23 protein-coding genes are annotated in these 25,768 nt (G+C 68.6%); 15 read left to right on the top strand and 8 right to left on the bottom strand.

Annotation, left to right across the window (positions count from 1 at the left end; all coding sequences use genetic code 11):
• Nucleotides 1-15 precede the first annotated feature (15 nt).
• Nucleotides 16-1,017 (bottom strand): Bug family tripartite tricarboxylate transporter substrate binding protein, encoded by a 1,002-nt coding sequence (locus ABL838_RS18440; RefSeq protein ID WP_418121413.1) that lies wholly within the window; start codon nucleotides 1,015-1,017, stop codon nucleotides 16-18.
• Nucleotides 1,014-2,009: a Bug family tripartite tricarboxylate transporter substrate binding protein gene (locus tag ABL838_RS18435; RefSeq protein ID WP_418121412.1), complete on the bottom strand. Its 996-nt coding sequence runs from the start codon at nucleotides 2,007-2,009 to the stop codon at nucleotides 1,014-1,016. The genes ABL838_RS18440 and ABL838_RS18435 overlap by 4 nt, the downstream gene beginning before the upstream one ends.
• A gap of 155 nt (nucleotides 2,010-2,164) precedes the next feature.
• Here ABL838_RS18435 and ABL838_RS18430 point away from each other — a divergent pair, with 155 nt between their 5' ends.
• The 7 genes from ABL838_RS18430 to ABL838_RS18400 all read left to right on the top strand — a co-directional run bounded on the left by ABL838_RS18430 (nucleotide 2,165) and on the right by ABL838_RS18400 (nucleotide 10,384).
• Nucleotides 2,165-3,619: an FAD-dependent oxidoreductase gene (locus ABL838_RS18430; protein ID WP_418121411.1), complete on the top strand. Its 1,455-nt coding sequence runs from the start codon at nucleotides 2,165-2,167 to the stop codon at nucleotides 3,617-3,619.
• A 105-nt stretch (nucleotides 3,620-3,724) separates the two neighbouring features.
• Nucleotides 3,725-4,582: an IclR family transcriptional regulator gene (locus tag ABL838_RS18425; RefSeq protein ID WP_418121410.1), complete on the top strand. Its 858-nt coding sequence runs from the start codon at nucleotides 3,725-3,727 to the stop codon at nucleotides 4,580-4,582.
• A gap of 55 nt (nucleotides 4,583-4,637) precedes the next feature.
• Nucleotides 4,638-5,933 (top strand): aconitase X, encoded by a 1,296-nt coding sequence (locus tag ABL838_RS18420; protein WP_418121409.1) that lies wholly within the window; start codon nucleotides 4,638-4,640, stop codon nucleotides 5,931-5,933.
• Nucleotides 5,934-5,994: 61 nt separating this feature from the next.
• A complete protein-coding gene (locus ABL838_RS18415) occupies nucleotides 5,995-6,450 on the top strand; it encodes an aconitase X swivel domain-containing protein (RefSeq protein ID WP_418121408.1) in 456 nt (151 codons plus the stop codon).
• Entirely contained in the window at nucleotides 6,447-8,147 is a 1,701-nt protein-coding gene (locus ABL838_RS18410; protein ID WP_418121407.1) for a dihydroxy-acid dehydratase, read from the top strand. The genes ABL838_RS18415 and ABL838_RS18410 overlap by 4 nt, the downstream gene beginning before the upstream one ends.
• A 120-nt stretch (nucleotides 8,148-8,267) precedes the next feature.
• Entirely contained in the window at nucleotides 8,268-9,401 is a 1,134-nt protein-coding gene (locus tag ABL838_RS18405) for a porin (protein WP_418121406.1), read from the top strand.
• A 17-nt stretch (nucleotides 9,402-9,418) separates the two neighbouring features.
• Nucleotides 9,419-10,384 carry a Bug family tripartite tricarboxylate transporter substrate binding protein gene (locus ABL838_RS18400; protein ID WP_418121405.1) on the top strand — a complete coding sequence of 322 codons (966 nt, stop codon included), beginning with the start codon at nucleotides 9,419-9,421 and terminating at the stop codon, nucleotides 10,382-10,384.
• Here the strand turns inward: ABL838_RS18400 and ABL838_RS18395 are convergent.
• On the bottom strand, nucleotides 10,371-11,309 hold the full coding sequence (locus ABL838_RS18395) for an aldo/keto reductase (protein ID WP_418121404.1): 939 nt from the start codon (nucleotides 11,307-11,309) through the stop codon (nucleotides 10,371-10,373). The genes ABL838_RS18400 and ABL838_RS18395 overlap by 14 nt on opposite strands.
• A gap of 137 nt (nucleotides 11,310-11,446) precedes the next feature.
• Here ABL838_RS18395 and imuA point away from each other — a divergent pair, with 137 nt between their 5' ends.
• From imuA to ABL838_RS18375, 4 genes are all read left to right on the top strand, one after another.
• On the top strand, nucleotides 11,447-12,253 hold the full coding sequence (imuA, locus tag ABL838_RS18390) for a translesion DNA synthesis-associated protein ImuA (protein WP_418121403.1): 807 nt from the start codon (nucleotides 11,447-11,449) through the stop codon (nucleotides 12,251-12,253).
• The gene (locus tag ABL838_RS18385; RefSeq protein ID WP_418121402.1) at nucleotides 12,222-13,595 is read left to right on the top strand and encodes a Y-family DNA polymerase; all 1,374 of its coding nucleotides are present in this window, start codon (nucleotides 12,222-12,224) and stop codon (nucleotides 13,593-13,595) included. The genes imuA and ABL838_RS18385 overlap by 32 nt, the downstream gene beginning before the upstream one ends.
• Nucleotides 13,588-16,944, top strand: coding sequence for an error-prone DNA polymerase (locus tag ABL838_RS18380; protein WP_418121401.1), 3,357 nt, complete (start codon nucleotides 13,588-13,590; stop codon nucleotides 16,942-16,944). The genes ABL838_RS18385 and ABL838_RS18380 overlap by 8 nt, the downstream gene beginning before the upstream one ends.
• An 89-nt stretch (nucleotides 16,945-17,033) precedes the next feature.
• Complete coding sequence (locus tag ABL838_RS18375; protein ID WP_126022023.1) at nucleotides 17,034-17,960, top strand: hypothetical protein; 927 nt, start codon at nucleotides 17,034-17,036, stop codon at nucleotides 17,958-17,960.
• Between the two features lie 10 nt (nucleotides 17,961-17,970).
• Here ABL838_RS18375 and ABL838_RS18370 read toward each other — a convergent pair whose 3' ends face one another.
• The 4 genes from ABL838_RS18370 to ABL838_RS18355 form a co-directional block, all read right to left on the bottom strand.
• A complete protein-coding gene (locus ABL838_RS18370; protein WP_418121400.1) occupies nucleotides 17,971-18,990 on the bottom strand; it encodes a phosphotransferase enzyme family protein in 1,020 nt (339 codons plus the stop codon).
• A 32-nt stretch (nucleotides 18,991-19,022) separates the two neighbouring features.
• Nucleotides 19,023-19,544, bottom strand: a complete 522-nt coding sequence (locus ABL838_RS18365; RefSeq protein ID WP_418121399.1) for a 2'-5' RNA ligase family protein — start codon at nucleotides 19,542-19,544, stop codon at nucleotides 19,023-19,025.
• Between the two features lie 21 nt (nucleotides 19,545-19,565).
• Entirely contained in the window at nucleotides 19,566-19,769 is a 204-nt protein-coding gene (locus tag ABL838_RS18360; protein ID WP_184637098.1) for a hypothetical protein, read from the bottom strand.
• 103 nt (nucleotides 19,770-19,872) lie between these two features.
• A complete protein-coding gene (locus ABL838_RS18355) occupies nucleotides 19,873-21,153 on the bottom strand; it encodes an SGNH/GDSL hydrolase family protein (protein ID WP_418121398.1) in 1,281 nt (426 codons plus the stop codon).
• Between the two features lie 108 nt (nucleotides 21,154-21,261).
• Between ABL838_RS18355 and ABL838_RS18350 the strand changes: the two genes are divergently transcribed.
• Nucleotides 21,262-22,170 carry a LysR substrate-binding domain-containing protein gene (locus tag ABL838_RS18350; RefSeq protein WP_418121397.1) on the top strand — a complete coding sequence of 303 codons (909 nt, stop codon included), beginning with the start codon at nucleotides 21,262-21,264 and terminating at the stop codon, nucleotides 22,168-22,170.
• Nucleotides 22,171-22,306: 136 nt separating this feature from the next.
• On the opposite strand, the gene ABL838_RS18345 is transcribed toward ABL838_RS18350, so the two are convergent.
• The gene (locus tag ABL838_RS18345; protein ID WP_418121396.1) at nucleotides 22,307-22,978 is read right to left on the bottom strand and encodes a GntR family transcriptional regulator; all 672 of its coding nucleotides are present in this window, start codon (nucleotides 22,976-22,978) and stop codon (nucleotides 22,307-22,309) included.
• A gap of 196 nt (nucleotides 22,979-23,174) precedes the next feature.
• Here ABL838_RS18345 and ABL838_RS18340 point away from each other — a divergent pair, with 196 nt between their 5' ends.
• From ABL838_RS18340 to ABL838_RS18330, 3 genes are all read left to right on the top strand, one after another.
• The gene (locus ABL838_RS18340) at nucleotides 23,175-24,044 is read left to right on the top strand and encodes an NAD(P)-binding domain-containing protein (protein ID WP_418121395.1); all 870 of its coding nucleotides are present in this window, start codon (nucleotides 23,175-23,177) and stop codon (nucleotides 24,042-24,044) included.
• 80 nt (nucleotides 24,045-24,124) lie between these two features.
• Nucleotides 24,125-24,763, top strand: coding sequence for a 4-carboxy-4-hydroxy-2-oxoadipate aldolase/oxaloacetate decarboxylase (locus tag ABL838_RS18335; RefSeq protein ID WP_418121394.1), 639 nt, complete (start codon nucleotides 24,125-24,127; stop codon nucleotides 24,761-24,763).
• Nucleotides 24,764-24,790: 27 nt separating this feature from the next.
• Nucleotides 24,791-25,765 (top strand): Bug family tripartite tricarboxylate transporter substrate binding protein, encoded by a 975-nt coding sequence (locus ABL838_RS18330; RefSeq protein WP_418121393.1) that lies wholly within the window; start codon nucleotides 24,791-24,793, stop codon nucleotides 25,763-25,765.
• Nucleotides 25,766-25,768 lie beyond the last annotated feature (3 nt).

Here is a 25,768-nt window from a genome sequence, read left to right as displayed (position 1 = left end):
GCCTCGCTGCAGCTGTTATTGCTGCTGCTTCACCAGCCCCAGCTTGCGGATGATGTCGCCCCACTGGTCGTAGGTCGAGCGCGTCAGGTCGGCCAGCTGCTTCGGGCTCGACGACTCGGCCTCGTACGCGCCCTGGCGGAAGAAGTCGCGCGTGGCGGGCATCGCCAGCACCTGGGCCAGCGCGGCATTGAGCTTTTCGACCACCGGTGCCGGCATGCGCGCCGGGCCATAGAAGCCCAGCCAGCTCGGCATGTCGACGCCGCTCACGCCCTGTTCGCCCATGGTGGGCACGTCGGGCAGCATCGGACTGCGCTTCGGTGCGGCCACGGCCAGCATGCGCACCTTGCCGGTGGCCGTGTTCTGGATGGCATTGGGCGCCGCGTCGAAGTAGTACTGCACACGGCCCGCGAGGAAGTCCCTGGCCGCGTCGGCGCCGCCCTTGTACGGCACATGTACCACGTCCAGCCCGGCCTGCCGCGCAAAGGCTTCGCCGTAGATGTGCGAGGAGGTGCCGGTGCCGAAGGAGGCATAGCTCATCTTCCCCGGGTTGGCCTTGATGTACGCCACCAGTTCCTGCACCGTGCGCGCCGGCACGCTCGCATGCACGGTCAGCACCAGCGGGCCGCGCGCGCCGAGCGAGATCGGCGTGAGGTCCTTGAACGGGTCGTAGCGCACCTGCGCCAGCGTCTGCGGGTTCTGCGTCACCACGGAGGAGGGCGCGTACATGAAGGTGTAGCCGTCGGGCGCGGCGCGGATCACCTCCTCGGTCGCGAGGATGAAGCTCGCGCCCGGCCGGCTCTCCACGATCACCGGCGTCTGCAGCACCTCGCCGAGCTTGTTGGCGACGAAGCGCGCCTGCGCGTCCGAGGCGCCGCCGGCCGCCAGGCCCAGCACGATGCGGATGGTGCGGCCCTTTTCCGGAAAGGGCGCGGTGGCATGCGCAAGCAGCGCAGGCATGGCGGCACCGAGCGCGAGGCACGCGGCAATCCGGCGGCGGGAAAGGGGCTTGTCGTTCATTGCTTGACCAGCCCCACCTGCTGCACCATCGCGCCCCAACTGTCGTAGGTGGAGCGCGTGATGCTGGCGAATTCCTCCGGCGAGGTCGCTCCCGCCTCGTAACCGCCGCTGCGATAGAACTCCTGCACCTGCGGCATCGCCAGCACCTTCGTGAGTGCCGTGTTGAGCTTCGCGACCACCGGCGCCGGCATGCGCGCCGGACCGTAGAAGCCCAGCCAGCTCGGCAGGTCGAGCCCGGCGTAGCCCTGCTCGGCGAACGTGGGCACGTCGGGCAGCGCCGCGATGCGCGCATTGGAGGCCACCGCGAGGATCTTCACTTTGCCGCTGGAGGCCGTGATGATGGCCGAGGAGGCCGAGTCGAACATGTACTGCACGCGCCCGCCGATCAGGTCCTTCGCCGCGTCGGAGCCGCCCTTGTACGGAATGTGCACCGCGTCGATGCCGGTCTTCTTCACGAAGGCCTCGCCGTAGATGTGCGAAGAGGTTCCCGCGCCGAAGGAGGCATAGCTCACCTTGCCCGGGTGTGCCTTCACGTAGGCCACCAGCTCCTTCACGTTGTTCACCGGCACGCTGGTGCTCAGCGACAGCACCAGCGGCCCGCGCCCGCCCATCGAGATGGCGGTGAAGTCCTTGAACGGGTCGTAGGGCACCTGCGCGAAGGTGTGCGGGTTCTGCGCCATGGTGGACGAGGGCGCGTACAGCAGCGTGTAGCCGTCGGGCTGGGCGCGCGACACCTCGTTGGCCGCCAGCATGGTGCTGGCGCCGGGCTTGTTGTCGACGATCACGCTGGTGTTCAGAACCTCGCCGAGCTTCTGCGCAACGATGCGCGCCTGCGCGTCGGTGCCGCCGCCGGGCGTGAAGCCCACGACGATGCGGATGGGCTTGCCGCGCGCCGGGAAGTCCTGCGCCATGGCCAGGGGCGCGAGGCCCAGAAGGACTGCGGCGCCGATGGCCGAGCCGAAGGCACGGCGGGTGCCGTGGGGTTTCTTCATCGATGTCTCCGTTGGAATGCTTCTTTAATATTGATCTTGAAATCCATAAAAATCCATATTTACTAGGGAATACCCCAAATATTGGACTTTTAACTTTCAAAAAATGGAAAGTGAAATCAAAATACGACGAAACAAGCCAAGCCGAGAACGCATTCATGAAAACTGTCGTCCGTACCGACGAACGCATCCTGTCCTCCGACATCTTCGACCGCGACAGCCGCGTCAAGCGGCCTGACCACGGCAGCTGGGCCGAGCCCGGCAAGAGCATCCCGGTCTATCACCGCTGCGGCGTGCTGGTGGTGGGCGGCGGCCCCTCCGGCACCGCGGCCGCCGCCGCCGCCGCCCGCGCGGGCGCCGACGTGGCGCTGCTCGAGCGCTACAACCACCTGGGTGGTCTTTCAACCGGCGGGCTCGTCATCTGGATCGACCGCATGACCGACTGGGAAGGCAAGCTGGTCATCCGCGGCTTCGCCGAGGAGCTGTTCGACCGCCTGCCGGCCGAGGCCATCGCCGGCCCGGCGCGCGAGGACTGGGGCTCGCAGGACGCCGCCAAGGCCGCCCACTGGTCGCAGCGCACCGCCGCCTACCACGGCGTCGTCACCTGGTCGCCCACCATCGACCCCGAGCGGCTCAAGCTGCTCTCGCAGGAGATCGTGCTGGAGCGCCAGGTCAAGCTCATCTATCACTCGTGGGCCGCCATTCCCATCGTGCAGGACGGCGCCGTCAAGGGCGTGGTGTTCGAGAGCAAGGAAGGCCGCATGGCCATCATGGCCGACGTGGTGGTCGACGCCACCGGCGACGGCGACCTGTTCGCCCGCGCCGGCGCCGAGTACGTGAACGACATCGAGGAGGCCGACGTGCATCACTGCATGAACACCTCGTGGCTCTTCGGCGGCGTGGACATGAACCGCTGGATCGAATTCAAGGCCGGCCAGCCCGAGGCCTTCACCGCCTTCATGGCGGGCGGGCGCGAGCAGTGCGGCCTGTTCGAGCGGCCCTTCGTCTCCTGGCGCAACGACGTGGCACTCTTCATGGGGCCGCGCCAGTCGGGCTACTCGGCGCTCGACGTGGACGACCTCACGGCAGTGGAGGTGCGCTCGCACCGCGCGATGGCCGCGCACCTGGACTACTTCCGCGCCCATGCGCCGGGTTTCGAGAACGCCTACCTGATGCTGAGCGCGCCGCAGATCGGCGTGCGCCATGCGCGGCGCCTCGTCGGCGTGGGCTCGGTGCTGCGCAGCCAGTGGCCCGACGGCGTGCCGCTGGCCGACGAGATCGGCGTGTCGCCCGCCGTCTCGCCCAAGTTCCCGAACATCTCCATTCCCTACGGCGCGCTGGTGCCCAGGCAGCTCGACGGCCTGCTGGCCTGTGGGCGCCACATCTCCTGCGACCGCAACTCGCATGGCTTCATGCGCGAGATCCCGCAGTGCTGGATCACCGGCCAGGCGGCAGGCATGGCCGCGGCGCTGGCCTCGCGCGGCGACATCGCGCCGCGCTTCGTCGACGTGGGCGCGCTGCAGTCCGCGCTGCTGGAGCAGGGCGTGTACCTGCGTGCCGGTGCCGGGCAGGGCGACAGCGCCCCGCTGGCCACGGCCGAGGCCGGCGCCTGATGGGCCTGCACTGGAACTCGCGCGGCCATGAACCCGGCAACCCTCCGTCCGCGAGCCTCTACATTCGGGAGTCCCGATCCTGAGAGTCTTGCGAAGGGTTCCTCCATGTCCACCGAAAAGAACGACACCTCTTTCCCCCCGGCCGAACAGCAGGCCGACGCGCGCGGCGAGCGCTCCGACACCGTGAGCGCGCTGGAGCGCGGCATCTCCGTGCTGCGCTGCTTCAGCGAAGACCGCCCGGTGCTCGGCCATGCCGACCTGGCGCGCATGACCGGCATTCCGCGCGCCACCGTCAACCGGCTGGTCGCCACGCTGCTCTCGCTGGGCATGCTCAAGCCGGCGCAGGCGGCCGACCGCTTCATGCTCGGGCCGGGCGTGGTGTCGCTCTCGCGTGTGTTCCTCGGCAGCCTCGACGTGCGCGCCGCCGCGCGGCCCAGCATGCAAGCGATGGCGGAAGAGGTCGGCGCCTCCGTCTACCTGGCCGTGCGCGACGGCATGGAGATGGTGCTGATCGAAGCCTGCCGCCCGCGCTCGTCAATGCTTTCTGCGCGGCTGGACGTCGGCTCGCGCGCGCCGCTGGCCAACTCGGCGCTCGGCCGCGCGTACCTCTCGGCGCTGCCGGAGGCGCAGCGCAACCAGCTCATCGATTCGATGCGCCTGCTGCGCGGCCCCGAGTGGGACAGCATCGCGCCTGGCATGAACCGCGCCATCGGCGAATCGAAGCGGCTGGGCTACTGCCTCTCGCTGGGCGAGTTCCACCGCGAGATCAACTCGGTGTCGGTGCCGCTCATCGGGCCCGACGGCGAGGTGATGGCGCTCAACGGCGGCGGCGCCGCCTTCGTCTTCACCGAGGAGCGCCTGCGCAACGAACTCGCGCCGCGCCTGCACGACATCGCGCTGAGCATCGCGCGAGACATCGGCGGCCACGTGCCGACGCCCACACCCACACCCTCGCCGGGCTAGCAGGCCCGGCCGGGGCCCGATCCCCACGACACAAGAAAGAACGGAGACACAGGTCATGCACCTGAGCGATGAAGAAAAGGCCATGTACGACGGGCGCGACGGCCCGGCGGTGCAGAAGGCGATGGACCTGCTGGTGCGCTACGGCGAAGCATTGGGCGCCGAGCGACTGGTCGAGACGCGCAACGTCTGCGCCACCATCACCTCGACCACGCCCTTCCAGCGCGACTTCGCGCTCGCCAAGGGCGGCGGCATGGACGCGGTGTTCTCCGAATTCAGCCTCGACAGCCAGGAGACCGTCGAGATCCCGAAGTTCAAGGTCTTCACCAGCCACCTGCAGCTGGGCTTCGACCCCGGCCAGCCCGAACGCATGGGCGTGAGCGAGGAGATCGTGCGTTTCTACGAGAAGAGCGAGCGCCACGCCGCCGGCCTCGGCGCGCAGATCATGAACACCTGCACGCCCTACCAGGTCGGCAACATCCCGACGCGCGGCGAGCACTGCGCATGGATGGAGTCGTCGGCGGTCGTGTACTGCAATTCGGTGCTGGGCGCGCGCACCAACACCGAAGGCCGCGAGAGCACTGGCGCGGCCATGCTCACCGGCCGCATTCCCTACTGGGGCTACCACCTCGACCAGAACCGCCACGCCACGCACGTGGTCGAGCTCGACATCGATGTCGAGTCGGTGCAGGACTGGGGCCTGCTGGGCTACTACATCGGAGAGCACGTGCAGGAGCGCGTGCCGGTGGTGCACAGCCGGCGCGGCATCTCGCGGGTGCCGAACCTGCCGAGGCTCAAGCACTTCGGCGCGGCGGCGTCGTCTTCGGGCGGCGTGGAGATGTATCACATCGCCGGCGTCACGCCCGAGGCGCTCACGCTCGAACAGGCACTGGGCGGGCGCGCCCCGGTGCAGGTGCTGCGCTACGGCGAGGCCGAGCGCCGCGCCACCTACGAGAAGATCAACATCACGGCGAAGGACGTCGAGGTGCAGTACGTGATGCTGGGCTGCCCGCACTACACCATCGAGCAGATCTGGGAGGCCGCGCAGCTCATCGAAGGGCGCAAGGTGCACCCCGACTGCGAGCTGTGGATCTTCACGCCCCGCGCCATCAAGGCGCTGGCCGACCGCAACGGCTACACCAGGATCATCGAGGACGCGGGCGGCATCATCATGGGCGACAGCTGCTCCGCCATGAGCCGCGCCATGCCCAAGGGCACGAAGACCGTCGCGCTCGATTCGGCCAAGCAGGCCCACTACCTGCCCGCCATCCTCGGCGTGCAGGCCTGGTTCGGCAGCACGGCCGAATGCATCGATGCTGCATGCACGGGCCGCTGGAACGGGGGCTACGCATGAGCGCCGCGCCGGGCCGCCCCAAGCAAGCTCGCACCGCAGTGCGAAGCACGGAGGTATTGCAATGAACGCCGAAGTCATTACCGAACAACGGACCATCGTCATCCGCGGCCGCAAGGTGGTGGGCGGCGTCGCGGAAGGCGAGGCGCTGGTCACGCGCGACCGCATCTCGGGCTGGGGCGGCATCGACCCGCGTACCGGCACCGTCGTCGAGACTCGGCACGAGCTGCGCGGGCAGAGCTTCGCGGGCAAGGTGCTGGTGTTTCCGGGCGCCAAGGGCTCCTCGGGCTGGTCGGCCATGTTCCACATGACGCGGCTCATGAAATCGGCGCCGGCCGCTTTCCTGTTCAACGAGATGACGACCAAGATGGCGCTGGGCGCGGTGGTCACGCATGCGCCTTCGATGACCGACTTCGAGCGCGACCCGCTCGAATGCATAGAGACCGGCGACTGGGTGCGCGTGGACGCCGACCGCGGCGTGGTCGAGATCACGAAGAAGAAACAGGAAGGTGCCGAATGACCCGACCGCTACGCAGCAACTTCCCGCGCGGCTCCTACCTCTGGTCGGTGCGCAACGCGCACTGGCGCGCGCTCGGCATCCCGGAGGAGGACTGCGAGAAGCCCAAGATCGCGATCGTCAACAGCTCCTCCGAGCTGGCCGCCTGCTTCAGCCACCTCGACCGCGTGGCGGCGGAGATCAAGGAGGCCATCCGCGCGGCGGGCGGCGTGCCCTTCGAGATCCGCACGGCCGCGCCCAGCGACTTCATCACCGGCGCCGGCGCGCGCGGCGCCTACATGCTGGCGGCGCGCGACCTCGTCACCAACGACATCGAGGTGGCCGTCGAAGGCGCGCAACTCGACGGCATGGTCTGCCTCACCTCCTGCGACAAGACCGTGCCGGGCCAGCTCATGGCGGCCGCGCGGCTGAACATCCCGACGCTGCTCGTGCCCTGCGGCTACCAGCCCAGCGGCGAGTACAAGGGCCACCACATGGACATCGAGGAGGTGTTCATCGGTGCGATGCACGCCGTCACCGGCAACCTGCCGGTGGAAGAACTCGTGGGCATGAGCCGGGAGGCCATCCGCGGCCCCGGCGTGTGCTCGGGCCTGGGCACGGCGAACTCGATGCACATCGTCTGCGAGGCGCTCGGCATGGCGCTGCCGGGCAGCGCGCCGGTCGCGGCGCTGAGCCCGAAGATGATGGCCGACGTGCGCGCGGCCGGCACGCGCATCGTGCAGATGGTGTGGGACGACCTGAAGCCCCGCGACATCCTCACGCCCGGCGCCTTCGCCAACGCGGTGCGCGCGGTGCTGTCCATCGGCGGCTCGCTCAACACCGCCAAGCACCTGCAGGCGGTGGCGACCGAGGGCGAGACCGGTGTCGACGTGTACGGCATGTTCGAGCGCCTCGGCCCCGAGACGCCGGTGCTGGCCGGCGTGCGTCCCATCGGCAACGACTCCATCGAAGCCTTCGAGGCGGCCGGCGGCTGCCGCGCGCTGATGAAGCAGCTGGAGCCGCTGCTCGACACCGGCGCGCGCACCGTCACCGGCGGTACGGTCGCCGACAACCTGCGTGATGCCGAGGTGGCGAACGCCGAAGTGATCCGCCCCATTGGCCGCCCGGTGGCGCCGCTGCCGGCCATCGTGCTGCTGCGCGGCAACCTCGCGCCCGAGTCGGGCCTCATCAAGACCGGCATCGCCGAGCGCAAGGTGCGGCGCTTCGCCGGCCCGGCCGTGTGCTTCTGGACTTCGGACGCCGCCATCGCCGCGCTGAAGAAGGGCGAGATCGTGCCCGGCCAGGTCGTCGTGATGCGCGGCGCCGGTGCCTGCGGCGGCCCGGCGATGGGCGGCGGGGCGTCGCGCGTGGTCTTCGCCGTCGACGGCGCGGGGCTGGGCGACCAGGTGGCGCTGCTGACCGACGGGCATCTCTCGGGCCTGGTCTGCAAGGGGCTGGTGGTGGCCGAGGTGTCGCCAGAGGCCGCGCTCGGCGGTCCGCTCGGGTTGGTGCGCGACGGCGACGTCATCACCATCGACCTCGACGCGCGCCGGCTCGACATCGACCTGACAGACGCCGAACTGCAGGCGCGCCGCGACGACTGGCAGGCGCCGCCGCCGGTGCACGACACCGGCTGGCTGCAGCAGTACCGGCGCAACGTGGGGCCGCTTTCGAAGGGCGCCGTCCTCGTGCGCGTCGAGCGCACCGCGCCCCCGGGCTAGACCTCTTCCGATCACGGCTTTCGCCAACCGGTGCGGACCCCCGTCCGCATCCGGTGGCGCAGCCCTGCGCGGTCGTTCCGAGTTTTTCAACCCAAGAGAAGAAGCAGGAGACAAGAAACCATGAAGAGAATCTTGATGTGGTCGGCGCTGGGGCTGGCCGGCACCGGCGTTGCACAGGCGCAATCCAGCGTGACCGTGTTCGGCGTGATGGACCTCGGCATCCAGTACACGAACGGCGCCGGTCCGGGCGGCGGCTCGGTGAAGTCGCTGTCCAACGGCGGGCTTTCCACCAGCCGGCTGGGCTTTCGCGGCACCGAGGACCTGGGCGGCGGCCTGCGCGCGGGTTTCTGGCTCGAAGGCAGCCTGAACCCCGACACCGGCACCGGCCGCCCGAGCAATTCCAACAATCAGGCAAGCGGCGCGGGCACGGCGGGCCCCATCACCTTCGACCGCATGTCCTTCGTGAGCCTGTCGTCGGACAAGCTGGGCGAGCTGCGGCTGGGCCACGACTTCATTCCCACTCACTACAACAGCATCTACTTCGACCCGTTCAACGCCAACGGCGTGGCGCGCGCGGGCAACCTCACCTTCGCGGCCGTGGGCACCGGGCCGCTGCCCACCACCATCACCGGCAGCAACACGGTGAGCTACTGGCTGCCGCCCAACCTCGGCGGCTTCTACGGCATGGCGATGGTGGGCATCGGCGAGAACGACTCGACCCTGGCGAACCGCCACGACGGCAACTTCGCGGGCGCGCGCTTCGGCTTCGCATCGGGCGCCTTCGACGTGGCGGCGGCCGTCACGCGCTCGAAATTCAATGCCACCGCCACTGTCGGCAACTACACGCACGCCAACATCGGCGGCTCGTGGGACGCGGGCTTCGCCAAGTTCTTCGCGCTCTACAACAAGGTGACGGTGAAGCTGGCGGCCGGCACGGTGCGCAAGAACACGGCCGAGATCGGCGCGCACATCCCGGCCTTCGAGGTGGGGCGCATCCGCATCAGCTACGCCTACCTCGACGACCGCAGCGACGAGAGCCTGCGCAACGCCAACGGCATGCCGCGCAACCGCGACGACGCGCGGCAGTTCGGCATCGGCTACGTGCACAACCTCTCCAAGCGCACCGCGCTCTACGGCACCTACGCACGGCTGATGAACAGCGGGCAGGCGCGCTACGTGGTCAGCGGCGGCGTGGCGCCGGCGGCCGGGCATCGCTCGACCGGCTGGGAATTCGGCGTGCGCCATCTCTTCTGAAGCGGAGGGCCGTCATCATGCGACGCAGAACACTCGCCCTGGCGGCCCTTGCCGCCGCCACGGCATTGCCCGGCACGGCGGCATGGAGCGCCGACACATTCCCCAACAAGCCGCTGAAGCTGATCGTCGGTTTCGCGGCCGGCGGCGGCGCCGACGTGCTCACGCGCATCATCGCGGAGGGCCTGTCCAAGCAGCTCGGCCAGCAGGTGATCGTGGAGAACCGCCCCGGCGCCGACGGCGTGCTGGCCGCGCAGGCCACCTCGTCGGCCAGGCCCGATGGCTACACGCTGCTGATGGGCACCAACACCGCCATGGTGGCCGCGCCCACGCTACGGCCGACGCCGCCCTACGACCCCTTCAAGGCCTTCACGCCGATCAGCTCGGCCGGGCAGTTCTCGATGTTCCTGGTGGTGCCTGCGAGCCTGCCGGTGAAGAGCGTGAACGAGCTGCTCGCGCTGGTGGCGTCGAAGCCCGGCGCGCTCAATTCGGCGTCGAGCAACAGCGCCTCGGAGCTCGCGATGCTGCAGCTGCTGGGCGACCGCAAGGTGGTCAACGCGCGCTACAAGGGCGACATGCAGGCCATGACCGACCTGCTGGGTGGGCAGATCCAGATGATGTTCACCACCGGCACGCTGGCGCCGGGCTTCGTGAAGGAAGGGCGCATCCGCGCGCTGGTGACGCTGCTGCCGCAGCGCAGCGCCCTGTTGCCCGACGTGCCCACGGGCGGCGAGCTGGGGCTGGGCAAGCTCACCATCACGCCGTGGGCCGGCTTCTTCGGGCCGCCGGGGCTGCCGCAGGCGATCACCGACAGGCTCTCGCAGGAACTGCAGAACACGCTCAAGCGCCCCGAGGTGCACGCGCAGCTGGTGCAGCAGGGCTTCGAGGGCTATGGCATGAGCCCCGCGAAGTTCACCGAGTTCTTCCGCACGCAGTACGACGCCTTCGGCGCCACCGTGCGCGAGCACAACGTCAAGTTCGAATAGCAGCGGCCTCGCGGCGCCAGAAGGCCGCGTCGGGAAAGCTGCCCGCGCCGGCGGCCGCGTTGTCGGCCATGTGCTCGCGGCGGCTGGTGCCCGGTATGGCGCAGGTCACGGCCGGGTGGCTCAGCACGAACTTCAGCAGCACCTGCGCCCAGCTGTTGCAGCCGATCTCGGCGGCCCAGGGCGGCAGCGGCTTGTCGCGCAGCCGGCGCAGCAGTCCGCCGCCGCCGAAGGGCATGTTGACGATCACCGCCACGCCGCGCTCGGCGGCCAGCGGCAGCAGGCGCTGCTCGGCCTCGCTCGCATCGAGCGAGTAGTTGATCTGCAGGAAATCGAGCTTCTCGGCCTTCAGCACCGCCTCGACCTCGCCGTAGGCCGAGGCCGTGTAGTGCGTGACGCCGATGTAGCGCACGCGGCCCTTTTCCTTCCAGCCGCGCAGCGTGGCGAGATGCGTGCGCCAGTCGACGAGGTTGTGCACCTGCATCAGGTCCATGTGCTGCGTGCGCAGCCGCGCGAAGGACTGCTCCATCTGCGCGATGCCGGCCTCGCGGCCCGAGGTCCACACCTTGGTGGCGAGGAAGGGCCTGACCTGCTGCTTCGATGCTGCCAGCAGCTCGCCGGTGGTTTCCTCGGAGCGGCCGTACATCGGCGAGCTGTCGATCACCGTGCCGCCGGCTGCGAAGAGAGCCTCGAGCACGCCGGGCAGGCGCGCGTATTCCTCGGTGCCGGGGCGCTGGTCGAAGCCGATCCAGGTGCCGCAGCCGATCACGGGCAGCGCCTCGCGGGTGGAGGGGATGGGGCGGGTGTTCATGGCTGGCTTGGACTGGGGTTGGGCGAAGGCGGGGAGCGCGGCGCTGGCGCACAGCGCGGCGCCCATGCGCAGCAGTTCGGCGCGGGTGAGGTGGAAAGGAATCGTCGGGGGCTGCATCCGTGGCCAGTATCCGACGATGGGAAAGGCGCAGCTCGCCGCAATGTGAAACGCTCTGTGAAGAAGAAACGGCTTTTCCGGGCTTCTGGTTGTGGCTCATGAAATACTGTATGAAAATACAGTTAACAGTCATCGCCATGGGCCTCCCTTTCCTCGATTCCTTCTCCGCTGCCGCGGGCCGTGGCGTCTGGCATGCCGACGAACTCGGCCTTGCCGACGCGCAGGTCATCGCCACCGGCCATGCCGCGCTCGACGCGGAACTGCCGGGCGGCGGCTGGCCGGTCGGCGCGATGACGGAACTGCTGCTGCCTGCGCCCGAAGCCCATGTCTGGCGGCTGCTGCTGCCCGCGCTGGCGCAGGCGGTGGTCGCGCGGGGCGGGCCGGTGGTGCTGATCGGCGCGCCCTACGAGCCCTGCGGCGCCTCCCTCGCGGCGCAGGGGCTGCCGGTGGAGGCGCTGATGTGGGTGCGCAGCGAGGCCCCGGCCGCGCGGCTGTGGGCCTGCGAACAGGCGCTGCGCTGCGCCGATGTGTCCGCTGTCTTGGCCTGGCTGCCGCAGGCGCGGGTGGGCGAGCTGAGGCGGCTGCAGCTGGCGGCCGCGCAGCACGAGGTGCTGCTCTTCGTGTGCCGGCCCGAGTCGGTGGCGCTGTCGGCATCGCCCGCGCGGCTGCGCATCCAGGCCGACCGCAGCGAAGCCGACGTGTCGCAGATCGAACTGCACATCCTCAAGCGCCGAGGCCCGCCGCTGGCCGCGCCGGTGATGCTGCCGGCGCGCAACGAGCGCATGACCGCGCTGCTGGCCGCCGCCCGGCTGCGGCGCAAGCTGCGCCTGCAGCAGCAGGGTGTGGCCCCTGCGGGCGAGCCGGCAGCCTCGGCCACGGTGGTGCGCATCGACGCATGGAAAGGAGGCCCGGATGCACTGGATCGCCTTGCGGTGGTTGCCTGAAGCCGGTACGACCGACACGCCCGAAGCCCTGGCGGCGATGCCCACGCCCGAGTCCCTGGGCTGGTGGGCCCTGAAGTACACGCCCCACGTCGCCTGGCTCGACGAAGCCCTGATGCTCGAAGTCTCCGCCTGCGAGCGCCTTTGGGGCGGGCGCATGACGCTGATGCGCCTGCTGCTGGCCGACAACCCCGTGCCCGACGCGCGCATGCTGGGCGCACAGGGCGCCACCAGCCTGATCGCGCTGGCGCGGCTGCGCCTGTTCGCCCGCGACGAGAAGCGGCCGAAGGAGATACCCGCCGGCCTGCCGCTGGACACCTTGACCGCCGCCCATGAGCACCTCGACCTGCTCGCGCGCCTGGGTTGCCGCAGCTGGGGCGATGTGGCTGCGCTGCCGCGCGGCGGACTCACGCGGCGCTTCGGCACCGGTCTTCGCGAGGCGCTCGACATCGCTTGGGGCCTGCGCCCCGAAAGCCATTCGTGGCTCACGCTGCCCGACGTGTTCGAGCAGAAGCTGGAGCTGCCGGCGCTGGCCGAGACCGCGCCCGAGCTCATGTGGTCGGCCAATCGGCTGCTGACCTCGCTGCAGTTCTGGCTGCGTGCCCGCCAGCGCGGCGCGCGTGCGCTGGAGTTGCAATGGACGCTCGACCTGCGGCGCCTCAACGGCGTGAACCTGCCTCCGCACGAGCAGCTCACCGTGCGCACGGCAGAACCCACGCAGGACATGGCGCACCTGCGCCGGCTGCTGTCCGAAAAGCTGGCCCTCGCCACGCTGGCCGCGCCTGCGAGCTGGATCAGGCTGCGCACCCTCGAGACCGATCCTTGGGCCGGCGCCAGCACCAGCTTCCTGCCGGAGGACAACCGCAAGGGCGACAGGCTGCACGAGATGGTCGAGCGGCTCAGCGTGCGGCTCGGGCCGCAGCAGGTGGTGGTGCCGTCGGCGCGGGCCGACCACCGGCCCGAGCGCAAGCAGGCATGGTGGCCTGCATTGCAGAAGGAGAAGGAAAAGGAGAAGCCGGCCGGCGACAAGAGCCGGAAGGAGGCTGCCGCGGCAGCTTCGCAGCCCGACGCCGTCTACCCGCCATGGCTGCTGCCCGAGCCGCTGCTGCTCGAGATGGACGGCGAGCGCCCGTGCTACCGCGGCCCGCTGAGCCGGCTGATCGGACCGCAGCGCGTCGAGACCGGCTGGTGGGGCGACAAGGAAGAGGGCGGCCAGCCCGCGATGCGCGACTACTACGTCGCGGAAAGCCCCGAGGCCGGGCTGGTGTGGATCTTCCGCGAGCGGCCCGCCGCGCGCTTTTCTTCCGGCGAGGTTCGCTGGTACCTGCAGGGCTTCTATGCCTGAGCTCAGCGGCAAGCAGGAAAGCAGGCGGCAGCCCGCCAAGGTGCATGCGCTGCCGGTGCCGCTGCGCAAGGCACCTGAGTCCAGGCTGCCCGACTATGCAGAGCTGCACTGCCTGACCAACTTCAGCTTCCAGCGCGGCGCCTCGACGCCCGAGGACATCGTGGACCGGGCCTACCAGCTCGGCTACAAGGCGCTGGCCATCACCGACGAGTGCTCGGTGGCCGGCATCGTGCGGGCGCACGTGTGCTTGCGCGACATGGAGAACAAGCTTTGCGAATACGAGCGCGAGCACCCCGACGAGCCGAAGATCCCGCGCAACCCGAGCTTCCGCCTGCTGTTCGGCAGCGAGTTCCGGTTCGAGCGCTTCAGGCTCGTTGTGATAGCGAACGACACCGAGGGCTGGGGCAACCTCTGCGAATTCATCACCGCCGCGCGCAACACCGAGCTGCCCAAGGGCGAGTACCGAGTGGACTGGGATGAGAGCGACGTGGCTTCGCTGCAGCATTGCCAGGTTCTCTTCGTACCGAATCGCAACCCCGGCGGCGCGATGGATACGGCCACGCTGCACGAAGATCTTCTGGCCGCCAAGGCGCTGTACTGCGGGAACCTCTGGCTGGCGGTTGAACTGTTCAATGAACTCGACGACGACCTCTGGCTCGTCACGCTGATGCAGGCAGGCGAGGACGCGGGCGTACCGCTCGTGGCTGCCGGCGACGTGCACATGCATGCGCGTTCATGCAAGCCGCTGCACGACATACTGACGGCCGTTCGCGAAGGCAAGACGGTGGCCGAGTGCGGCTTCGCGCTGCAGTCGAATGCCGAGCGGCATCTGCGACAGCGCGTGCGGCTTGCGGAGATTTATCTGCCGCAGATGCTGGAGAACACGCTGGTGGTGATGGAGCGGTGCAGGTTCGATCCGAAGGTGATCCGGGATACCTACAAGTACCCGCTGGAAAACCTGGGCAACGATGAGACGCCGGCGCAGACGCTGGTGCGCAAGACGTGGGAAGGTGCGCGGAATCGCTATCCAGGCGGCATTCCCGAGAAGGTACAGGCACAGGTGCAGAAAGAGCTCGACATCATCGTCGAGCTCGAATACGAGATGTTCTTCCTCACGGTGGAAGACATCGTGCGCTTCGCCCGCTCGAAGGATATTCTTTGCCAGGGGCGCGGCTCGTCAGCCAACTCGGCGGTCTGTTTTTGCCTCGGCATCACCGCCATCAATCCAGACAAGGCCACGCTGCTGTTCGAACGCTTTCTGAGCCGCGAGCGCCGCGAGCCGCCCGATATCGACGTCGACTTCGAGCACCAGCGGCGCGAAGAGGTCATCCAGTACATCTACGAAAAATACGGCCGCGAGCGCGCAGCCATCGCTGCCGTCGTCATCTGCTACCGCTCCCGCAGCGCACTGCGCGACGTGGGCAAGGCCATCGGCATCGACGAGCGGCTGATCGACGAGTTCGCGAAGGACCACTACTGGTTCGACGAAGCTGTGCTCGGCGAGCAGTTGCAGCGGGCGTCGGCGCGCGCAGGCGTGCAGGAAGACGAGCTCAAGCTGGAGCACTGGATCGAGATGACGCGGCGGCTCAAGGGCTTTCCGCGCCACCTGAGCCAGCACGTGGGCGGTTTCGTGCTCACGCACACCAAGCTCACGCGGCTGGTGCCGGTGGAAAAAGCGTCGATGAAGGACCGCTCGGTCATCCAGTGGGAGAAGGACGACCTCGAGGCGATGGGCATGCTCAAGGTCGACGTGCTGGCGCTCGGCATGCTCAGCGCGATCCGCCGGGGGCTTGCGCACATGAACAGCTGGCGCAACTCGGCCATCGAGATGCATCAGATACCGGCCGACGACCAGAAGGTGTTCGACATGATCTGCGACGCCGACACCATCGGCGTGTTCCAGATCGAGAGCCGCGCTCAGATGTCAATGCTGCCGCGCCTGAAGCCGCGCACCTACGAAGACCTGGTGATCGAGGTCGCCATCGTGCGGCCGGGGCCCATACAGGGCGGCATGGTGCATCCGTATCTCAAGCAGCGGGAGCGGGTCGCCAAGAAATTGCCCATCCGCTACGAGAAGGACGAACTGCGCCCAGCGCTGGAGCGCACGCTGGGCATACCGATCTTCCAGGAGCAGGTGATGCAGATCGCGATGATCGCGGCCAAATTCACTGCCGACGAGGCCGACCAGCTTCGCCGTGCCATGGCCGCATGGAAGCGCAAGGGTGGCCTCGGCAAGTTCCACGACAAGCTGGTGGACGGCATGGTTCTCAACGGCTACAAGGCCAGCTTCGCCGAAGCCATCTTCAAGCAGGTCATGGGCTTCGGCGACTACGGCTTCCCCGAGAGCCACGCTGCCAGCTTCGCGCTGCTGGTGACGGTGAGCAGCTGGCTCAAGAACTACGAGCCGGCCTGTTTTCTCTCCGCACTGCTCGATTCGCAGCCGATGGGCTTCTACAGCCCCTCGCAGCTGGTGCAGGACGCGCGCCGCCATGGCGTGGAGGTGCGCCCGGTCGACGTCACGCGCAGCGGGATCGACACCACGCTCGAAGCCCGCGACCCCGGCGCGCCGCGCATGCCGCCCGGCACCGACGAGCGCTATGCCGACCGTCTCGGCAGAGAGAACCAGCCCGCGGTGCGGCTGGGCCTGAACCGCATCGCGAGCCTCAGCGATGGCGGGGCCAAGCGCCTGCTGGAGGCACGCGCGCAGGCGCAGTTCACGAGCACCGAGGATCTCGCCCTGCGTGCCGAACTCGACGGCAAGGACATGGCCGCGCTGGCCGCGGCCGATGCGCTGATCTCGCTCTCGGGCCATCGGCGCCAGCAGGTGTGGGACGCCACCGCGCAGCGGCGCGCGCCGGCCCTGCTGCGAGGTGTGCCGATCAACGAGCAGGCGCTGCTGCTGCCAGCCGCGTCGGAGGGCGAGGAGATCGTGGGCGACTACGCGGCGCTGCGGCTCACGCTGCGCCGCCATCCGCTCGCGCTGCTGCGTCCGCGCCTGGCGCGCATGAAGCTGATGAGCGCGGCGGAGCTGCGTTCGCTCTCCAGCGGGCAGACCGTGCGCGCCTGCGGCATCGTCAAGGGGCGGCAGCGCCCGCAGACCGCCAACGGCACCATCTTCGTCACGCTGGAGGACGAGACCGGCAACGTCAACGTGATCGTCTGGAGCCACGTCATCGAGGCTTGGCGCGAGCCGCTGCTTAAGTCGCACCTGCTCGCGGTGCAGGGCACCTGGCAGCGCGACGACGACAGCGGCGGCAAGGTGCAGCACCTGATCGCCACCGGCTTCAAGGACCTGACGCCGCTCATGGGGCGGCTCGCGCAGAGCAACACGAGCCGGGATTTCCATTGACGCGGCTAAAGATCCGGCAGAGGAGTCGAATGCAACCGATCGTTTTGCGCCTCGCGCCTTGCGGCTCTTTTCGCTAACCTGTTTCCGCCATGTCCGAATCCGCCGTTCTCGCCCCCCCCGCCGCCGGCCCCATCGGGCCGCCGCCTCCCGCGCCCGACGTGCCCATTCCCGTGCCGCCGCCGCACCAGCCGCCTTTTCCGCCGCCGGAGGGCGATCCGCCTCCGGCCGAGCCGCCGGTGACCGACCCCGGCTTTCCGCCTCCGGTGACGGAGCCGCCGCCGATGCAGCGTGCCGAGGCGGCAGTGCCCTTCGGAAAGCTGCATGCGCGGCGCCTGCGCGAGATCTACCGCTCGGCCGGCTGGCCGTGCTGCGACACCATCGAGGTCGAACTGCTCGCGGGCGGCTACCTGGAGCGCGTGCGCACGGCGCATGGCCACGAGACGCTGCGCGTGACCGATGCCGGCATCGCGCGCATCGCCGCCACGCTCACCATCAACCGCGCTGCGCTGTCGCCGCACGAGGCGCTGGTGGAACGCGTGGCGCGAGAGATGACGCGCGGCGGCCGCATCGCCTGGCGCGGCCTGGGCCTGCGGGCGCGCCTGCCGCCGCTGGAAGAGGGCGGCAAGCCGCGCTGGTGCATGGCGCGGCCCGACGTGTTCTCGATCCGCAATACCAGCGTGGAGGCCTATGCGCACCCCATTGTTCACGAGGTGAAGGTGAGCCGCGCCGACCTGCTGGGCGACCTGCGCAAGCCCGACAAGCGCGCGGCCTACCTCGACCTGGGCGGCGAGTGCTGGTACGTGCTGGGCAACGATGCGAAGGGCCGCTGCATCGCCAAGCCGGATGAGATACCTGCCGAATGCGGCGTGATGGTGCTGGAGGGCGATCGCCTGGTGGTGGCGCGCGCGGCGGTGCATCGCGCCTTCGAGCGCATTCCGTTCGCGGTATGGCTGGCGCTGGCCAAGGCCCAGCCGATTCCGGGCTTCGAGGACGACGCGCAGGACATGCTGGCCTGAAGAAACCAGTTCAGGTGATGGCGTCGTAGCTCCGGTGCGCGATGGCGACCACGTCGTCGGGCAGGAACTGGTTCTGCATCTGGCGCAGGCCCTCTTCGCGGTCTTGCGTGCTGGCGGTGCCGTCGAACATCTGGTCGCAGAACTCGAGCAGGTCCTTCACGATGCGTTCGTGGCGGTAGTAGGCGAGGGCCACGGCGTCGATGTCTTCCTTCTTTGCACCATAGCCTTCGTGGAACAGCGCTTCTTCGTGCGGCTGGTTCCATGCGTGCCCGACGCCACCGCCGATGAACATCAGGTCGCGCTCCTTCGGCGCGAGGATGAGCGTGTCCCAGTCGACGATGGCCAGGCGGTCGTCGTCGCCGACGAGCACGTTGCCCGCGTGCAGGTCGGAGTGGCACGGCACCAACTGCGGCGGGCGTTCGAGCAGGATGGATGCGAGCTGCTCGCTGCGGTAGACGATGTTGTCGATTTCTTCCGCGTGCTCTTCCCAGAAGGCGAGGAAACGCATGGCGATGTCGTCGCCCTTCACGTCGTTGATGAAGCGACGCTGGTAGCGGCGCACGCCTTCGCGCCAATGGTGGTCGTAGCGTTCGCGGGGCAGGGCAGCCGACAATGCTTCAGGCAACTCGGTGCGATGGATCGCGCCTACCGCAGCGCCGAGCGCGACCCACTGCCGGCTTGTCAACGCGCGTTCGAAGCCGTTGCTGCCCTCGAAGAAGGGATAGAGCGCCCAGTCGAAGCCGTGACCTTGCACGCTCAGTTGGCCGCCGGTCGTCGGCAGCGGCGCCATCACCGCTTCGATGCCTTTGTCGTGGTGCAGGAAAGCCGGCACGGCGACCACGCTCCGGTCAAAGCCATTGCGGCGCAGCTTCAGGAAGCAGGTGGCGCCGTCATTCGCGTCGATGCGAAAGACGGCGGAGTTCACATCGGCGCCCAGCGGCAGGAACTCGGCGCGGATGTCGTGCAGTTTGTAGGCACCGGCAAGGCATTGCGCGATGGCTTCGTGCGGCAGGTCGAGAGGCGTGAGCATCCGGGGACTTTAGCGCCGGACGAAAGGCAGCCTCAGTGCAGCGGGTAGGAGGCGAGCGCTTCGTGGCGGAACGGGTGTGTGAAGTGGGAGCGGACCAGGCGGAATTCCGTTGCGGTCCAACGGATGGGCTTCAGCGAAATGGGCCTTGCGGCTCGCTCGGAGTCTCGCGCGATGGTGACGTGTGGATTCCATCCGCGCCCACGGACCTGGAGGGAAAAGCCCGCTTGCAGCAGCACGCAGCTGATATCGCGCTGAAGACGGCGCAGGCCTTCGTGCTCCGAGGGCTGAACCACCGAGACGTCGTTGTTCCACGTGCAGGAGCTGTCGAGCGTCAGTTGCAGTCGCCGCGCGCACACTGCGGCGAGCGCAGCGCGCAGCCGGCGTTCGGCATCGCCTTGCTGATCGTCGAGATACTGAAGCGTGAGGTGCAGGCGCTCTTCAGGTGGAAAGGAGCAGTCCCTGGGCCACCACCAGTCCTTGCGATGCGCCTCGATTTCGGCCTGCACCTGAACGGTGGGGAAGAGTCCGACGAGAAGTTGATTCGGCTCGGTCACGGCGTGCTCCTTCAGCTGGTTTCAGGGTTCAGGCGGCCACCAGCTTTCGGCCGTCGTGCGGATGACGCGCGCCGCCTGGGCGCGGATGTCGTTCGTGCTGTTGTGGCCCACCTTGAAGGGCCAGGTCGAGATGCGGCCTGTGCGGGTGCGGGATGGCTGCAAGCGTTGCAGCCTGGAGAAGAAAAGAACCTGCGCCGTGGGCGCAGGTGGACTGGCGGTGGTCATGGGCGTCGCCTCGATGTTGTTCTTGGAGACGACGAATTCTAGAGAAATACTGTATGTATGTACAGTATCCGGAGGGTCCGCAAACCCTTGAGAAAAAGGTTCCTCAGGGCTGCGCGGATGTGCCCAGAAGGGCCTCCAGATCGACAGCCGCAGCCATCGCCCTGTAACCGGCATCGCCCGGATGCAGGTGGTCGCCGGAGTCCATCGAGGCCTTGAGCCGGGAGGGGTTCGCCGGGTCGCGCAGCAGGGCGTCGAAGTCGACCACGGCGTCGAAGGCGCCGCCTTCGCGGATCCAGCGGTTCACGGCCTGGCGCACCTTGTCCTTGGCCGGCGAATGATGGCCTTCGAGCGGCGTGCCCTGCAGCGCCCGCTCGTTCGGCGGGATGGTGCCGGCCATGATGCGCACGTTGTGGGCGCGGGCCATCTCGGCGAGCTGCCGCAACCCCTGGATGACGGCTTCGGCGCGCATGGCCGGCTCGTCGGGCGCGAAGGGGCCGCCGGGCCAGCCGATGTCGTTGGTGCCCAGCAGCACGATCATGGCGCGCACGCCCGGCTGGGCGAACACGTCGCGGCCGGCGCGCTCCAGGCCTGCGCGGCCCATGCCGTCCTTCAGCAGGCGGCCGCCGGAGATGCCGGCGTTCAGCACCGCGACATTGCGCCCCGCCAGCCGCTCGGCCAGCGCGTCGGGCCAGCGGGTGTTGGCGCCGGGCGTGGAGCCGTTGCCATCGGTGATCGAGTCGCCGAGCGCGACGACGGTGGCCGGTGCCCGGGGTGTCTCGACGATCAGGCCGCTGAAGTAGACGCGGGTGCTCCATTGCGTGGCCGCCGAGGGCAGGCGGGCCGCGCCGCTCAGGTCGCCGTCGGCGACGTAGGCGGTCTGTCGCGCGTCGAAGTGGAAGCCCGCGGGCTGACTGGGCCGCGGCAGGTAGAGCGACACGGCAAGCTCGGCGAGCGCGGGCAGGGCGATGTCCACCGGGTCGCTGACGAGGCGCGCGCCGGGCGGCACGGTCACGTCGGCCTGCCCGCCGAAACGCAGCGGCCGGTCCGTGCCCTCGACGATGGCCGACCCCCCGCCATGGCGGGCCACGCGTGCGGCGCCGATGTACAGCGGCACCGTGCCGCCTTCGTTGCTGATCACCACGCGCAGGCGCGATCCGCCGATGCTCAGGCGCGCGACCTGCCGCACGGTCTGGCGGTTGAACTGGAAGGGCAGGCCCGAGGGCAGCACGAAATCGCCGTTCCAGACGGGCTGCGTGCTGGCCATCCAGCTGGGGCTCCAGTAGGTGGCCGGAGAGGGTTCGGCGGCAGAAGTCGCGGCCGAGCCGACAAGGGCGAGCGCGAGAGCGCCGTGGCGCAGGGCCGAGGCAAGAGCGGACGTGGTCATGGAGTTATTCCTGATGAAAGTTGAAGCGAGGCCTTCACTTTCATTCATGCTCATCTGGATGGGTAGAAGGCAAAATTGCATCCAGACCATTCCATACTCGAATACACCATGGACACCCTGCGCGCCCTCGAAGCCTTCGTGCACAGCGTCGAACTGGGCAGCCTCTCGGGCGCGGCCCGCGCGCTCGGCACCACGCAGCCGACGGTCAGCAAGCTGGTCGCGGGGCTGGAGCGCTCGCTGGGCGTGCGCCTGCTGCGCCGCACCGCCGCAGGCCTGAGCCTGACCGAGGAGGGCCAGCGCTTCCACGAGCGCTCCCGGCGCGTGCTGGAGGACTACGGCGATGCGGTGGCCGACGCGCGCGAAGGCATCCGGCAGCCGCGCGGCCTGTTGCGCGTGAGCGCGCCGGTGACGCTGGGGCAGCGGCATCTCAACGCGATGGCGCTGGAGTTCCTGGGCCTGTACCCCGACATCGAACTGGAGCTGGTGCTCGACGACCGCTTCGTCGATCCGCTGGAGGGCCGCATCGACGTCTCGCTGCGTGTCGGCGGCACCTTGCCGCCCGACCTGGTCGCGCGCCGGCTCGGTTCGTGGCCGCGCGTGCTGGTCGCTTCACCGGACTACATCGCGTCACGCGGCAATCCGCGCAAGCCGCAGGACCTGCTGTCGCACGACTACCTGCGCTACGCGGCCGGCGACGACGGCGTGCTGCTCGATGGCCCCGAAGGCCCCGTCCCGGTGCCGGTGCGCAGCCGCTACCGCGTGAACAACGCGGTGGCCATGCTCGATGCCGTGCTGGGCGGCGCAGGCATCTCGCTGCAGCCGACCTGGATGGTGGCGGAGCTGCTCGCGCAGGGCCGGCTGGTGCGCGTGCTCGGCCGCCACACCGGTCCCGCGCAGGAGATGCACCTGCTCTATGCGCCGCGTCGCCACCAGCCGCAGCGGGTGCGCGTGCTGGTGGACTTCCTCGCCGAGCGGGTGGCGAAGCTGCCGGGGGCGTCGGCGCATCAGGCAGCCTGACAAGGCCGAGGCCAGCAGCGCACCCACCGGCGAAGGGAAGCGGGCGCAACGCCCGGTGTCTCCGGGTCGGTGCGCACCGCGAGGCAGGCTGATGACCAACACCGAGCCTGGCTCAGGCGTCATCAGGGGCGGGCGATCAGGCCGCGTCCCGGTTTCGTGCGCGGGCGAATTCGTCGCGGTGCTTCATGAAGCGGTGGTAGGACATCCGCAGATGCAACTGCATGACCTGGCGCGCCAGTTCGCCGTCGCCTGCCTCGACAGCGAGCGTGAGATCGCGGTGGTGGTGGAGGCTCTGCTCGAGCTCGGCCGTCGTGTAGATGTAGAAGGAGCGCACGATGATGGGCATGTCGATCATCGTCTCCAGCATCGCCCTCAGCCGCGACGACCCCGAGGCCTCCAGCAAGGACCGGTGGAACGTGCGGTTGGCGTCCTGGATGATGGCGATGCTTCCCGCGTCGCCAGCGGTGATGGCGGCGGCCATCCGGTCGTTGCTGGCCGTGAGTTGGGAAACCAGTTGCTCGCCGCCACGCTGCGCCGCCAGCGATGAAGCGTACGGTTCGAGGAGCATCCGCAGCTGAAACGTCTCTTCGATGTCCCACTCAGACCACTCGGCCACGTGGATGCCTTGTCCCATGCTGTCGGTGGCGAGCCCGTCTGCCACCAGGCGCTTGAGCGCCGTACGGACCGGCGTGCGGCTCAGGCCCAGTTCGCGCGCGAGCGGCTCCTCCTTGAGTTGCGTGCCAGGGGTGTAGTGGCCTCCCACCAGCCGCTGCCTCAGGACTTCATATGCCTTGTCTCTGCCTTGCATGTCGTGATCTTCGTTGGCCCGCCTGGATTCTAGGCATGGACCAAGCGCGCACTGCCCGAGGGGCGGGTTCAAGTATATGTACTCCGTTTGTTCTTTCTTGATGTCATTTGTTTTGGCTTCTAAGTGAAAACCCCTGAGGCATTGATTCGGGTGTTCTTTGTTTGTATTATTTTTGTACTTTCAAGGATTGAATTCAATGCGCATCGCAATCATTGGTCTGGGTGAGCTGGGGCGTTGCTTCGCTGCCCCGCTTCATGCCGCTGGCTTCGAGGTCAGCGTCTGCGAGGTTCGACCGGCTGCCGCGGCCGAGGAGCTTGCCGCTTCCATGGGCGTGCCCATCCATCCAGGCCCCGGAGCATGGCTGGCCGAGGCGCAGTGGGTGCTGTCGTGCGTCACTGGCACGACGGCGCTGCCGGTGCTGGAAGCGGTGCTGCCCCATCTCGCGAACGGCGCATCGGTCGCCGACTTCACGACCGCCAGTCCGGCAGTCAAGCGCGAGGCTGCGGCCAAGGCGGCGGCCGCGGGCATCAGATACGTCGACACGGCCGTGATGGGTGCCATCTCGTTGAATCTGGTGCGCACGCCGCTGCTGGTGTCCGGCGAAGGTGCCGGCGACTTCAAGGCCTTCATGGAGCAGGCCGGCGGGCGCGTACAGGTGATCGACGGCGCCAGGGCCGGCGACGCCATCTCGCTGAAGATCCTGCGCAGCATCTTCACCAAGGGCATGGAAGCGCTGTGCGTGGAACTGCTCATGAGCGCCGAGAAGCAGGGCGTGCGCAGCGAGTTGTACGCCCAGCTCGCCGACATCGACCAGACGCCGCTGCGGTCCTTCATGGACATGCTGGTCCGAACGCATGTGGTGCATGCCAGGCGGCGAGCGCATGAGGTCCATGACGCCCAGGGCGAACTGACGGCTCAGGGCCTGTCATCCGTCGTTCTGCCCGGCGTGGCGCAGCGATTCCTGGCGACCGCATCCGCGCTCGAACACACGCCGCTGCCTTGCGATGACCCGAGCGTCGAACAGGCGATCGACTGGTTGCTCGCCACCGCCCCCACCGGCTCCTAGCCTGACCTCGACCCCTGCTTGTTCCGGGTGCCGAACGCCCCCGGCGCTCGTCCTCGTTCGTTTTTATTTTGGAGAACACATTGGCAACACAAGACCAGATCAAACAGCTTCGCGACCTCGGAGCCGCAACCGTCTACGAGGCCCAGGGCGCCAAAGGCGCGCTCGACCAGGGCATCAAGCCGATCGACCCGACGCTGCGGCTGGCGGGCCCCGCGCTCACCGTCGATTGCCGTCCCGCGGACAACCTCATGCTGCACTACGCCGTGCAGAAGGCCGCGCCCGGCGACGTCCTCGTGGTCGATGCCAAGGGTTTCATGGAAGCCGGTCCGTGGGGCGACGTGCTGACCATCCAGGCCATGAAGGTGGGCATCGCGGGCCTGGTCATCAACGGCTGCGTGCGCGACGCGAACCTCATCATCGACCTCGGCTTCCCAGTGTTCTGCCGCGGCCTGTCGATCAAGGGGACGGCCAAGAACCAGCCCGGCAGGCTCAATGTGCCGATCAGCTTCGGGGATGTCCTCATTCATCCCGGCGACATCGTCGTGGGCGACCGCGACGGCGTCGCCGTCGTTCCCCGGGATGAGGTGGCCTCGGCCATCTCCAGCAGCCTGGCCAGGGAAGAGAAGGAAGCCGGCCAGCGCAAGGCGATCGAGCAGGGCGCGATGACGGCCGAACTGCTCAACCTGACCGACACCCTCAAGCGCTTCGGCCTCGTCTGAGCGCTTCATCAAACAAGGAGACATCGCATGCGCAAGTTCATGACCATGGCGCTTTGCTGCGCCGCCCTTCTGGCGCCTCTGTCGCAAGTCCAGGCCGCGGATGCCTACCCGTCGAAGCCCATCCGCATGGTGGTGGGTTTCGCCGCGGGCGGCTCGGCCGACATCAATGCGCGCATCGTCGCCCAGGAATTGGGCAAGGAGCTCAACGGCACCATCGTCGTCGACAACAAGGGTGGCGCCGGGGGCAACCTCGGTGCGGTCGAGGTCAAGCGCGCCGCGCCGGACGGCTACACGATGTTCTACGCGACCTCCGCCGTCGTGCTTGCGCCTTCCCTGTACGCCAAGCCCGGCTTCGACCCCTATGCGGACTACACGCCCGTCTCGCTCACCGCGACCATCCCGTTGCTGCTGGTGGTGAACCCCAAGGTGCCCGCCAGAACCGTCGATGAATTCATTGCTCTCGCCAAGGCGAAGCCCGGGGAAATGAACTACGGCTCGTCGGGATCGGGCGCTTTGCTCCACCTGGGCGGCGCCCTGTTCACCAAGGAGGCAGGCATCCAGGCGACGCACGTGGCCTACAAGGGCAGCGCCCCCGCCGTTGCCGACCTGCTCGCCGGCACCATCCAGTTCATGTTCCTGCCGATCAACGAATCCATTGCGCACGTGAAGAGCGGTGCCCTCCGTGCCCTGGCCATCACGAGCGAGAAGCGATCGGCGCTGCTGCCGGAAGTGCCGACGATCCGCGAGGCAACGGGCAAGACGACCATGGACATGGGCGCCTGGCAGGGCTTGATGCTCCCCAAGGACGCCCCGAGGGAAGTCGTCGACAAGGTGGCCCTGGCGTTGAAGAAGACGCTCGCGGACAAGCCCACGCAGGAGCGACTCACGGGGCAGGGCTCGGTGATCCTGGGCGGCAGCGCCAAGGCGTACTCGGACTACATGAAGCTCGAAGGCGAGCGTTGGGCCAAGGTCATCAAGGAGACCGGCGCCAAGGTCGAATGACAA

It is taken from the genome of Variovorax sp. 160MFSha2.1 (assembly GCF_048305075.1).
GTDB lineage: Bacteria > Pseudomonadota > Gammaproteobacteria > Burkholderiales > Burkholderiaceae_C > Variovorax > Variovorax guangxiensis.
The sequence above is the reverse complement of the archived record's forward strand: the minus strand, read 5'-3'. Positions and strand labels throughout refer to the sequence as shown.